We start from the raw sequence: 12,678 nt of genomic DNA on the forward strand, positions 1-12,678 counted from the left end.
GCGGGCCGTAGCCTTCGGGCTCTCCGCCATAGGCTTCGGCCCGCAGGCGGGCGGAGAGCTCGTAGCCGCCGACTTCGCCATAGTAGCCTTGGCTACGACGGCTGAAAAGTCTACTTCCCGGCCTTCGTAGCCGTTGCCACTTCGGCGGAATAGGCTGGTGAAGTCGGCGACCTAGCCCAAAGCTAGGACAAGGTTTCCTGAACTGAAATGAACCGCAAGATTACGTTTGAGGACAATCTCATGGCAATGAGTCTGTTCGGAGAGCAGAGCCGTCATCTCCGCCAGATCGCCGGTGCCCTTGACATACAGATCCATGCCAGAGGCAACACAGTCAACCTTGCAGGGGATTCGATTCCCACAGCACTAGCCGAAAAACTCCTTATGGATCTGTACGGTATTGTTGAGGAGGGGTATCCTTTGTACCCCAGTGATATTGACTATGCTATCCGTATCCTGAGCAGCGATGATGGCGTCAGGCTGAAGGATATTTTTTTGGATACGGTCTACATAACATCCCAAAAAAGGCCCATTACGCCCAAGGGCCTGGTTCAAAAAAAATACATTGACGCCATGCGGAAGTTTGACATTGTCTTTGGTATAGGACCTGCAGGAACTGGCAAGACCTATCTTGCCATGGCCATGGCGGTATCGTTTTTGACAAAGGGCCAGGTCAATCGCATTGTCTTGACGCGTCCTGCTGTTGAGGCTGGCGAGAGCCTTGGCTTTCTGCCAGGAGATCTTTACGAAAAAGTTAATCCGTATCTGAGGCCGCTCTATGACGCCCTGCACGACATGATGCGTTACGAGAAGGCCACCCGATTGATCCAACAAGGCGCTATAGAAGTGGCTCCGCTGGCGTTTATGAGAGGCCGAACGTTAAACGACTGCTTTGTAATCCTGGATGAGGCCCAGAACACCACCTCAGAACAGATGAAAATGTTCTTGACACGCCTTGGATTCAGTTCTAAGGCGGTTATCACGGGTGACATAACCCAGATCGACCTGCCTGATGGCAAAGTCTCTGGTCTTGTAGAGACAAAGAACATATTGCAGGGAATCAAAGGAATTGATTTTGTACTCTTTTCCGAAAAAGATGTGGTGCGACACCAACTGGTCCGCGACATAATTAAGGCGTATGATCATCTCGAACAGAAAAAAGCCCAGCAAAGCTCTTCTTGAGTCCATAAACGAACATGCCCAGATACGCTGGTTCATCTTGTTGGGAACGACCCTTCTGATGGCCATTCTATTGTTTCCCAGTCTCTGGAAAGCCACGCCCAAGTATGGCATAGATGACGTGGCCACAAAGGACATCAAATCACCGAAAGAATTTCTGATCGAAGATAAGGAGGCGACGGAAAGGAAGCGGGAGGAGGCAGCTCTGTCTGTCCTGACCGTCTATGATTTTGACGACACCGTGGCGTCCAAGCTGGACGAGCGAATTGCACAGGCTTTTGAGTATATGCGGATGCCTCCGGAAGGAAATGCGGGGGAAATTGACTCGGCCACTAACACAGTCAAGGCACGAGGCGGTGGAGAGGATACACAACTGACTCGGATTCTTTCACGTCACGATCTTGTATGGAAGGAAAAGCCGACATTTCAAGACATACTGGGGGTCCATGTCACCAAGGGGGCCTATGAGATCTTGGAAAAGAAAGAATTTGCTGAGTCCATATCACGAGAAACCGGCCGGCTGTTGGCCACTGTATTCCAAGATGGCATCGCAGGAAACAAGCAACTCTTACTTCAACAAGACCAAAGAGGTATCACAGTCCGCCGGCTATCCTCCAAGGAGGAGTCCCTCGTAAAGGATCTCCAGAAATTCTACAGCCTGGACGAGGCCAAGATTGCCCTGGCAAACACAGCAAGAACCTTGTTGAAGGATTTTAGCTATTCTGTTCGTAACGTCATGATAGACCTGGCACAACGTCTGATACAGCCCAACCTAACCCTTAACAGAGGCGAGACTGAAGAGCGAAGAAACCAAGCGGTTAACGACGTGAAGGCAGTGCTGACTCAAATCAAGAAAGGAGAGATGCTTGTCCGGGAAGGAGAAAAGGTATCCCCGCTGCATATGGCTAAACTGCGTGCCCTTGAATCTGAAATGAAAAGCAAGCCTCTTTTTACGATCAGCATGGGGTTTATGCTCCTCCTTATCTCATTCTTGGTCATTTCCTATACAACTAATTTCAAAACAGACGCAAGTGCAACCCTTCGCAACAAGGATATTGTCTTTCTATGTGTCATGCTGGTCATTCTATTTGTCTTAGGTGAAGTATCAGTCTATTTGGTACAAGGGATCGCAAGAAACATTCCTTATTCCACAGAAACGACTTCGGCCTTTTACGCCATACCCGTAGCTTCAGGCGCAATGACCGTGTGTCTGTTTATGGGAATGAGCGTAGCCCTGCCCTTTGCCTTGGCAACTGCATTCACGACCGCGTTCCTTTTTTCAAACCAGTTTGACATGTTCCTTTTTTTTCTTCTGAGCGGGGCAGTGGGAGCATACGCCGTACGTAACTGTAAAGAACGGGGCATCCTGATCAAGGCTGGATTAAAGGTAAGTCTCGTCAACGCCGTGGTTGTCACTGCCATCTACCTGTTCAGAGGCTCCGGGCTTGAAGTGAAGCTGGTTTGGGACTGGGCATTCGCCCTTTTGGGAGGAGTGTTTTCCGGCATTCTGACTACAGGATTTGCCCCTGTGGCGGAGATGGCTTTTGCCTATACGACAGACATCAAACTCTTGGAGCTTGCCAACATGGATCGCCCCATACTACGCAAGCTCATGCTTGAAGCCCCTGGAACGTACCATCATTCCGTAATTGTAGGGAGTCTGGGGGAGGCTGCTGCTGCCTCAATTGGCGCCAATCCACTATTGGCCCGGGTTAGCGGCTATTATCACGACATTGGCAAGATCAATAAGCCTCTTTATTTCATCGAGAATCAGAAATACGGCAGGAATAGACATGACAAGTTGGCTCCATCCATGTCGAGCTTGATTCTGACGTCTCATGTCAGAGATGGTGTTGAAACGGCTAAGCGTCACAAGCTTGGAAATGCAATTGCCGATATCATACAACAGCATCACGGGACAAGCCTGATAACTTTCTTTTACGAAAAGGCAAAGAGACTGAAGGGTGAAGGCGCCGTCAATGTGGAGCATTTTAGGTATTCAGGACCAAAACCCCAGACGAAAGAGGCAGGCTTAGTGCTGCTGGCAGACGCAGTGGAGGCTAGCTCAAGGACCCTGGAAAACCCGACGCCGGCGCGACTTAAGGGCCTGGTGCAACGAATAATCAATAGCGTGCTTCTGGACGGACAGTTAGATGAATGCGAGTTGACACTAAAGGATCTCAATAGAATCGCTGAGAGTTTTAACATGACCTTAAACGGCATTTACCATCACCGAATCGAGTACCCCAATGGTAATGGTGTAGCCAGAACGGATAGCGCGACTAACAAAGCTGATGGGAATTTTGATAGAGGACAGACAACATCACCACAGGATCGACCAGTACGAGATAAAAAACAAGGCGCAAATCATACTAGATGCCTTAGGATCTCCTGACGGGGAATTGTCTATCCTTATTGTAAGCGACGAAGAAATGGAGGGGCTAAACAAGACATACCTTGATCGGGCTGGCCCCACCAATGTCATTGCTTTTCCAATGCGAGAAGGCCCTTTTAACAATGTCAACCCCAACCTGCTCGGAGATGTGGTAATTTCTTCTGACACAGCAGCTCGCGAAGCACTAAATGCGGGAATGACGACAGAAGCCAGGTTTGATCAACTCTTGATTCACGGCATCTTGCATTTGTTCGCATTTGATCACGAACAAACGTCGGAACAAGCGGAAGCCATGAGGATCAAGGAGGAACAATTGCTTGAATTGCTCCAAGGCAGTAGTCGTTGAGTCGTTGAATGGTCAAATGGTTGAGTAGTCAATGACGCAACGACTTAACCAGTCAATTATTTAACCATTCAACGTTGAACGTGACGTAGAGGAGGCACGTATTAATGCCAGGTCTAGCAGTCAATGTCGATCATGTTGCCACACTCAGGGAAGCACGAAAAATCAATATTCCTGATCCGGTTATGGCCGCGGGAATCGTGGAACTGGCTGGCGCCGATGGTGTTGTTGTCCATCTAAGAGAAGATCGACGACATATACGCGACCGGGATGTGCGAATCTTGCGCAAAACGGTCACGAGCAAGTTGATCCTGGAGATGGCCACAACGTCCGAGATGATTGACATTGCCCTGGAAATCAAACCAGAGCTCGTGACCTTAGTGCCGGAAAAGCGAGAAGAGCTGACTACCGAAGGCGGCCTTGACCTTCATCTTCACAAAGATGCGGTTTCTGATGCCATCAACATACTTCAAAAGGAAGGCATTCCCGTCAGCATATTCATTGACCCGGATGCCGATCAGATCGAAATTGCCCGTCGGATCAATGCCGATTTCGTGGAGATTCATACCGGGGTCTTTTGTGACGCACAAGGGCCAAAGAAACGTGCAGCGGCCTTTGATAAGATAGTAGACAGTGTCAAACTTGGCCGGAAATTGAAACTCGGCATTAATGCAGGTCATGGCTTGGGATACCAAACAATCAAGGCCTTTAAGGGGCTATCTGGAATCGACGAGTTTAGCATTGGCCACAGCATCATCTCGCGTGCAGTCATTGTGGGTCTGGACCGGGCTGTTAGGGAAATGATAGCGTTGATTAAAGAATTGTGAATGAAGCTCCCCGCAGCAAGCTACGGGGTATCAGAACGAAATTGCGCCGTAGGTTCGCCTTGCCTTTCATCCCTGCAGCAAGTCGCCGACGCGCCATAGCTTGGGCGACGGTGCGCTGCAGGGTATTCCGGCGAAGGCGAATAAATGAGTCATTGGTTTGGAAAATGATGCCGGATATTCCAAGGACTCTCTTTCACGACACGTCGCATCGGGCATCGGGGATTCGGTGTCGGGCATCGGCATTCGTCATTTGACACCACTGATTACTGACCAACAATGATCTACGGCATCGGCATCGATATGGTGCAGATTTCACGCATCGAAGCGGCCTTGGAGCGCTGGGGTGACCGATTTGTAAGGAGGGTCTTCACCCAGTCCGAGATTGAGCACTGCCAGAAGAGAGTTTATCCGGCATCACGATTTGCCCTTCGTTTTGCCGCCAAAGAGGCTTTTGCAAAAGCCCTTGGTTTAGGGTTCCGCCAGGGACTAAGTTTTCGACAGATCGAAGTCATTCATGATACCAACGGACGGCCCAATTTGGGTCTGCATCACAATGCTAAAGAGATCTATGAGCAGCACGGCATTCAGAAAAGTTTTTTGAGCCTGTCGGACGATGGCCGGTATGCAGTTGCGGTCGTGGTTTTAGAGGTGTGATTGTACTGGAATTTTGAAACGTAAACAGCATTGCATCACCTCTCATTCTCCTGAGGAAACCATCCGTCTCGGAGCGTTCCTGGGACAAAAGTTGAAAAGTGGCTCAGTTGTCGCCCTCAGTGGCGAACTGGGTAGCGGGAAAACTTGTCTTACCCAGGGCATTGCAGTGGGGCTCAGGGTACCAAAAAACTTATGTGTCACAAGCCCTAGCTACTCACTGATAAACGAATATCCGGGGCGACTCCGGCTTTATCATGTTGACCTCTACCGTCTGGAGCACGTGAGCGAACTCGAAGAAATTGGCCTGGAAGAAATCCTTTGCTCAAATGGCGTCACGGTTATTGAATGGGCTGAAAAGCTACTGAACTTCCTGCCCGATGAACGCCTCTCCGTGTCGATTTACATCGTTAACAATCAAACCAGAGATCTCCATCTGGCGGGATATGGACGAAGGGCCGCTGATTTGGTAGAGAAATGTGTCAATTTCTAAATAGCTAAGGGCCCATCCATAAACGGATCTTAAGACACTGGGCACTAAGGACTGTTTCATGGCATTGATCGTTCAGAAATACGGCGGCACGTCGGTTGCAGATCTTGACCGAATACGAAGTGTTGCTCATCGAGTTTCCGAAATCTACGGCGCCGGAAATGAGGTCGTTGTAGTCCTTTCAGCGATGGCAGGCGTTACAGATGGACTCATTCAACTGGCCCGTGAAATTACCAGCGATCCTAATAAACAGGAACTCGACGTTCTCCTGGCCACCGGCGAACAAACAACTGTCTCCCTGTTTTGCATCATGTTAGAATCAATGGGGTATCCGTCCAAGTCTCTCTTGGGTTACCAGGCAGAAATCGTGACTGACCGGGCTTTCGGGCACGCACGGATTCTGGACATAAAGGCGAACCGTATCAAGGATCTCATCAACAAAAGAAAAATCGTGGCAATTGCCGGTTTCCAGGGCCGTGACGCAAAAGGAAATATCACGACATTGGGCCGCGGCGGCTCCGATACTTCAGCCGTCGCCCTGGCGGCCGCCCTGAAAGCCGACGTGTGTGAGATCTACACAGATGTGGCTGGCGTCTATACTACAGACCCCAATATCTGCAAGCGCGCAAGAAAACTGGACAGGATCTCCTATGACGAGATGTTGGAGATGGCCAGTCTGGGTGCAAAGGTACTGCAGATCCGGGCAGTTGAATTTGCCAAGAAATTTAATGTCCCTATACACGTCAGATCTTCTTTCAACGAGGAGGAAGGCACCATGGTGGTAGAAGAGGATAAGGACATGGAACGACTGGTGGTATCAGGCATCTCGTACAGCAAGGACGATGCACGCATTACTCTTACTGGAGTTCCTGACCGGCCCGGCATTGCATCGCGGATTTTCACCAGTATTTCCGAGGCTGGCATTATCGTAGACATGATCATTCAGAATACACGGAAAAGCGGCCTCACAGATCTCACATTCACGGTACCAAAGAATGACTACCAAACGGCTATGTCAATTCAGAAGGAGATAGCCCATGCTATCGGGGCAGAAGAGGTCCTTGGCGACGAACAGATTGCAAAGGTGTCGGTCATCGGTGTAGGCATGCGAAGCCATTCCGGCGTGGCGGCCAAGATGTTTTCAACCCTTGCAAATGAGAATATCAATATTATGATGATCAGTACCTCTGAGATAAAGATCTCATGTGTGATAGAAGAAAAGTACACGGAGCTGGCTGTCCGAGTGCTTCATAACGCTTTCGGATTGCATGAAGCGTAGAGGATTAAAGAACTGGGGAATTGAGGAATTCAAGGATTTCCTTCAATTCCTGAATCCCTGAATCCCTAATGAGAAACTTCAGTAAGGCCCAACAGATCATCTTGCTGGCCATCGGGCTAACCGTCCTCATCCTGAATCCTTTTACGCCACTTCACGGCCCTTTCTCCTTCTGTTCCACATCTGAATCCCAACCTCACGAGCAATACGCCGTTGAGATCACAGGGCCTGTCCGTAGGGCCGGCATCTACACCTTCAACAATCCCCCAACCCCATGTGAGGCAATTCAAAGGGCAGGAGGTCTCGTGGGCGACCGTTCCGTCCCTTTTGAGACTCAGCCTGAAAAAATGGAGACCGGTATGCGCATAGAAGCAGATAGGTTTACCTTGTCCCGTATGAACGTGAGGGAAAGAATCGTGTTAGGAATTCCTGTTGACCTCGATCAAGCCGGGGCAGACGAACTGGTCCTTATTCCGGGAATCAGTCATGGCCTGGCTCAACGTATCGTCGGGGTCAGAGAGACCCGCGGCTGTTTCAGAACGTGGAATGATCTCAGAAGCGTAAAAGGCGTCGGACCTGCGAACATCAAGCGTTTTCAAGATTACATTGATCTCAGCGAATTCCGTACCTCCTAAGAAGGGCGATCATATCCGTTGCTGAAGCTGGAAAATCAGTTAGTTGGAAGTTCTCAATATGGTCGGGGTTTTGTTATTGCGGTCGAAACGAAGCAATCCGGCGAAGCCGTTGCGAGCCCCGAGTATGCGGGCGAAGCAATCCTCGTCAATAAGGAAATCACTTCACTTCGTTCGTGACGACCCTTCGGATCGGATTGCTTCGTCGTCCCACCCGCGGGACTCCTCGCAATGACCCGAATAGACCACGCCAAGCATCCCCATTTTTCCCTAGGTGCGTGTCCGAGAATGCGGGAATAAAAAAGACCTCTTATTGTTAAGCTGTCGCAAATAGAGGCCAAATGTCTATGGAGCTAGATTCGTTTTGAGTATATGCTTACAGGTTTCCGCAAAGTGACTGTTTTTTGACAAAAGGCTTCTACGCCACCCGTTTTTAAACAGCCATTTGGGCTAATTTTCCTGCTTCAAGGCATACCTCTCCACAGAAAATCGTTTTTACAATCTTCTTTAAGTTGTGAACTGCGCAAACCAGAGAAAATTCTCCGCCCCCTTTTTCGTATCCTCGCAAAATAAAACCTCTAAAGTCACTATTCTTTATTTGACCAAAAACAGGTTCAACAATTTTTTTTTGCTTGCGGTATATTTCTTTTGAAGATTCCTGCTCCATCTTTTCAAGCATTTCTTGTCGTAAGGGTTCTTTGTCGTCAGAATTTATGGTACGCGGTTTACCTTTTTTAGAATCACAGCACCTACCACGGATTGTTGGTAAGCCACGCAAGAACCGATTTTAGTAGGTCTTGCGTGGAATATGACTTTGGGGTGTGGAGGGTCTTGATAAGGATTTCCTTGGGTGAAATATTGATCAACTCGCAAAAAGTCGTCACTCCGGTGAAAGCCGGAGTCCAGAGCCTTTGTAACTAGCTGAATAAACTGGATTCCGGCTTTCGCCCGCCTGCGGGCCAGAGCCTATGGCGGAGAGCCCGGAATGGCAGAAAGAGGTGTTTTTCGACTTTTTACGAGTCCATCAATATTGATGCAGGAAATAGCCTTCATGCAGAAATATCATAATCAATAGGCAGTTAAGCCCAAGCATTCAATCTCCGTTCGGGTTCCCCGTAGGATTTTGCCTTCATAAGGTATTCTCCCAGATCCGAATCCATTCAAAAAAGCCTTTAAAATCAAGGGATAGCAAACCGCTGCCATTTGGTACGTTACTTGCTGAAAGAAGTGCGAAGGGGTTCGTAAGTTGCCTTCCCTTTAGGTAACTTCTCAAAAAGTCAGTGTTCTCGTCATTGCGAGATAAGCGAAGCAATCTCCTTGGTAGCACTTAGATTGGTTCGTCGCTAACGCTCCTCGCAATGACCCGAAATCACAGTTTCAGGGAATTACCAGGACTTATTGAGAAGTTACCCCCTTAGAACTTCACACACCGGAGTAACAAAGTATGAGAATGGTTTTGATCTGGTTGGGCATGATATTGTTTTCTTGGTGTTTTGCAATCTGGGCCACCTATGGAGCCGTAAAAATTTACTGTACGTTCTGTGGATAGTTGGCCTTGCCTTTCAAGTTTTCCGCTAATGTTCCGATAAGACCAGAGAGGAATGACACTCCTCCTTTCCTTCCTGGGGGCGGACATGCAGTGGGAGCGTGTTCCGCCCCTTCCTTTTAGCCCCTGTCCCCAGGCTTTGCATCCCTCAAGTTTTCTTCCTCACGTGCCGATAACACTTCCATGGCCGGAAGGGCCTCCACCTTCCAAAACAACCATTTAACGGGGAACAGCTAAATATATACATCAACCCACCTTGAGGAGGCCCCCGGCCCTTTTTTATTCCAACATGGAAAACCTAGTCCTCTGGACTAGGGCAGAGACAACGGGGCACGGTCATGTAAACAGGTAGTCCCATGAAGTTGTAGATTTCTTCACTAAAGGAAGATATTGCAATGTCCCACGTGACTGATGTTGAATAGGACATTCAAATTCGTCCCTTACAATTTCATTATCGTAATTGAAATGGCTATTTACATGGAGAATCCTTTATCTTCGTAATCTCACCATCTAGTAGTATGTATTTTTTTTTCAGGATGTTACGGGTCGTGAATACTGGCGGCGCCATGGTCAAGAAGGGGTGGCACGGGTCTTGCTCTCCTTGCTTCGCAAACGGTTCGGATTGATGGCGTGAAGCATCAATAAGCGGATCAAAGGAGGGATAGAAAATGCCTTACGAGCTTTGCACCACATACGATGAAAATCAGGGAAAGGAGAGAGCCCTTAACACATGGCCACGTCTTTCGAGGTTTTTCACTGACGTCGACACGGCCCTTGATTGGATAACGGAAAGGCTCGACAGGAAGTTCGTCTCGGCCATGGAACGTTGCGTCAACGAAGATCCGAACAGACATAGAGAAATGAAGCTTCTTAAACGCACCGTTTTGGTGCTTGTGTGCGTGGGGCTCGGGATCACGGCCGTCTCTATCAAATTCGCAGTAGAGGCTCAGGCAGTCTATGCGGTCTTTGGCTAAACTTGGCCACAAATTCGCGCAACAGTCGCAGGAGATTGATAGAGACAATGACGACGGATGTTCGACATAACCTTAGATGCTTTTATGCTCGCAGGTACCAGCTCAAAATGGGCTTGGGCACGAGTTTATGGATGACATTTTGCAAATACTATGGAACATTCATTTGCAGTTGGATAAACTGGTTTGCTATCTACACTGTCCATATCCATCGAAACGTTAACTTTCTGGGAATTACAACCCCCTTCTGATGCTGTCTCAATTGCCACGCAGCGCCAATGCCGATCCGATGAATGAACACGGATTCCTCAACTCTCTTCACAACCCGTCAGACGAGACTCAGGCGCTGAAAAGGGCTCTTGTGGATTTGGGGTTGCTCGTGTTTTCCTGTCTTTTTGGAATCTGCCTGTTGTTCTGTGCCATGTCAGGAGCGACACAATTGTGTTTTTATCTTTTCGGATAATCTCGGCGTCAATTTCATCGCACACACCGTGACTCGGGCGTTATTTTTGCAAAAATCTATTGGATCAATCTTGACTCACATTGCAATGTATGCCAATTAAGAGAAAAATAGAAGCAATAAGAGCTTCAAGGACCTTTTTCCGCTGCAGATGCGAATTTCTAGCAAACTAAATGAGCAATATACTTATCATTGAGGAAAGCCAGAATTGGATGACCTTGCTTTCAAGGGCTTTTTCGCCTCCTCACAAGCTCAGCTACTGGCCCGATGGAACGGATGTTTCCGGGAAACTGGGACAGGAACATAGCGACGCGATTATTCTGGACCTCCAGATCGAGCAAGAAAACCCTTTTGCCCTCCTGGGCCGACTGAAGTCAGCAGCTCCCCACACTCCAGTCATTGTTACAAGCGAAAATGAAAATGCGGAATTGATTGTAAGGGCAGTCAAAGAGGGAGCCTTTGAGTTTATTCCCAAGCCCTACTCGCAGGAAAGAATCAAGCTGGTGCTTGAACAAGCACTTGAAAACCGTAGCCTGAAAAATGAAATTGATTATCTGAGACGCGAACAAGATGTCATTTACAGTTTTGATCGGATCATTGCGCGTAGTACGGCCATGAAGCAGGTAGTATCTACGCTGAAAAAATTTTCTGAGACTGACGCAACCATATTGGTTACAGGAGAAACAGGCACAGGAAAGAGTTTTCTTTCCGGAGCAATCCATTTCAATAGTCACAGACGAAAAAAGCCCTTCATAAAGATCAACTGCACCAATATTCCGGAAACTTTGCTTGAAAGCGAGTTGTTCGGCCACGAAAAAGGGTCATTTACAGGCGCCAACAAGACTCGTGTTGGGAGATTTGAACAGGCAAATGGCGGGACCGCGTTTCTGGATGAAATCGGTGAAACGAGTTTAGATCTTCAGGCAAAGCTGTTGCGCGTGTTAGATGAGAAATCCTTTGAGCGTGTGGGAGGAAACCGGACGATCCATTCTGACGTAAGGGTCATCACAGCCACGAACAGGGTTCTGGAAGAACAAGTGGAAGCCGGAAAATTCCGGGAAGACTTCTATTATCGTGTGAATGTACTGACCGTGCATCTTCCTTCTCTTCGACAACGAAGGGCTTGTATTGAACCCCTTGCACATTACCTTCTTGAAAAAAGCTGTCGTTCATTGAGAAAGGAAATCAAGGGCTTCTCTCATGCTGTTATCAAGATGTTTGAAGCTTATACCTGGCCCGGAAACATCCGACAAATTGCCAACACGATTGAACGGGCAGTCATACTTGAAGAAACAGACACGATCCGGGAAGAAAACATATCTCTCCTCAAGCCGATCACCTCACCACAGGCACAAGCCGAAACCACTGTGACAGAAGAGCCATCTTCAACAGCACATCCTTTGCAAGAACATGAGAAGGAATTCATACTAAAGGCCTTGGAGGAAAGCCTTTGGATCCAGAAGGATGCTGCTGAACGCCTTGGCATCAGTCCCCGAGCCCTGAACTACAAGATAAGGAAGCTTGGCATTACCCACCAGCGCTGGCGAAAAAACAAATGATATCAGTCTTTCAAGGAGGTTTTTTTGACAGAATATTCAGGATTGAAATCATACTAATTACGTTATTGAAATTCAAATCCTTGTCATAGGCATAATTCCATCCCCTGAATTCCAATTGCCGCACAAGAGAGCTGTAATTCGATTTTCACCCACTGTTAACCAATTGATATTTCAGCATATCCGCGTTTTTCTACAAGAGTTAATTTCCATTTCTTCTCTGGCACATGTGTTGCACATTGATTCTGTCAGCAAATGATTGCTTGAGCACGTTCTTTGAACAAGACCATAGTCAGATGTTCGAAAAAGGCAAACCACTCGCAAGGGTGGGACGCAAAGCCACTGGTCCGCCGGA

General features: G+C 48.2%; 11 protein-coding genes and 1 riboswitch. Of the genes, 10 read left to right on the forward strand and 1 reads right to left on the reverse strand.

All coding sequences use genetic code 11. From position 1 onward, the window contains the following. Positions 1-207: 207 nt before the first annotated feature. The 8 genes from JW883_03750 to JW883_03785 all read left to right on the forward strand — a co-directional run bounded on the left by JW883_03750 (position 208) and on the right by JW883_03785 (position 7,793). The gene (locus tag JW883_03750) at positions 208-1,179 is read left to right on the forward strand and encodes a PhoH family protein (GenBank protein ID MBN1841383.1); all 972 of its coding nucleotides are present in this window, start codon (positions 208-210) and stop codon (positions 1,177-1,179) included. Next, positions 1,136-3,571 (forward strand): HDIG domain-containing protein, encoded by a 2,436-nt coding sequence (locus JW883_03755; protein MBN1841384.1) that lies wholly within the window; start codon positions 1,136-1,138, stop codon positions 3,569-3,571. The genes JW883_03750 and JW883_03755 overlap by 44 nt, the downstream gene beginning before the upstream one ends. Then, positions 3,525-3,917 (forward strand): rRNA maturation RNase YbeY, encoded by a 393-nt coding sequence (gene ybeY, locus JW883_03760; protein MBN1841385.1) that lies wholly within the window; start codon positions 3,525-3,527, stop codon positions 3,915-3,917. Before JW883_03755 ends, ybeY begins: the two co-directional genes overlap by 47 nt. Positions 3,918-4,021: 104 nt before the next feature. Then, positions 4,022-4,741, forward strand: a complete 720-nt coding sequence (locus tag JW883_03765) for a pyridoxine 5'-phosphate synthase (GenBank protein ID MBN1841386.1) — start codon at positions 4,022-4,024, stop codon at positions 4,739-4,741. A gap of 276 nt (positions 4,742-5,017) precedes the next feature. Beyond that, on the forward strand, positions 5,018-5,395 hold the full coding sequence (locus JW883_03770) for a holo-ACP synthase (GenBank protein MBN1841387.1): 378 nt from the start codon (positions 5,018-5,020) through the stop codon (positions 5,393-5,395). 13 nt (positions 5,396-5,408) lie between these two features. Continuing rightward, a complete protein-coding gene (gene tsaE, locus JW883_03775; protein ID MBN1841388.1) occupies positions 5,409-5,885 on the forward strand; it encodes a tRNA (adenosine(37)-N6)-threonylcarbamoyltransferase complex ATPase subunit type 1 TsaE in 477 nt (158 codons plus the stop codon). A 58-nt stretch (positions 5,886-5,943) separates the two neighbouring features. Beyond that, positions 5,944-7,161 carry an aspartate kinase gene (locus tag JW883_03780; GenBank protein MBN1841389.1) on the forward strand — a complete coding sequence of 406 codons (1,218 nt, stop codon included), beginning with the start codon at positions 5,944-5,946 and terminating at the stop codon, positions 7,159-7,161. Between the two features lie 68 nt (positions 7,162-7,229). After that, a complete protein-coding gene (locus JW883_03785) occupies positions 7,230-7,793 on the forward strand; it encodes a helix-hairpin-helix domain-containing protein (protein ID MBN1841390.1) in 564 nt (187 codons plus the stop codon). A gap of 430 nt (positions 7,794-8,223) precedes the next feature. Here JW883_03785 and JW883_03790 read toward each other — a convergent pair whose 3' ends face one another. Next, entirely contained in the window at positions 8,224-8,568 is a 345-nt protein-coding gene (locus JW883_03790) for a transposase (protein MBN1841391.1), read from the reverse strand. A gap of 1,436 nt (positions 8,569-10,004) precedes the next feature. Between JW883_03790 and JW883_03795 the strand changes: the two genes are divergently transcribed. Beyond that, on the forward strand, positions 10,005-10,310 hold the full coding sequence (locus tag JW883_03795) for a hypothetical protein (protein ID MBN1841392.1): 306 nt from the start codon (positions 10,005-10,007) through the stop codon (positions 10,308-10,310). A 630-nt stretch (positions 10,311-10,940) separates the two neighbouring features. Then, a complete protein-coding gene (locus tag JW883_03800) occupies positions 10,941-12,326 on the forward strand; it encodes a sigma-54-dependent Fis family transcriptional regulator (GenBank protein MBN1841393.1) in 1,386 nt (461 codons plus the stop codon). 295 nt (positions 12,327-12,621) lie between these two features. Further along, positions 12,622-12,678, forward strand: a riboswitch (cyclic di-GMP riboswitch). This riboswitch is flagged as partial in the annotation.

This window comes from Deltaproteobacteria bacterium, assembly GCA_016930875.1.
Classification (GTDB): domain Bacteria; phylum Desulfobacterota; class Desulfobacteria; order Desulfobacterales.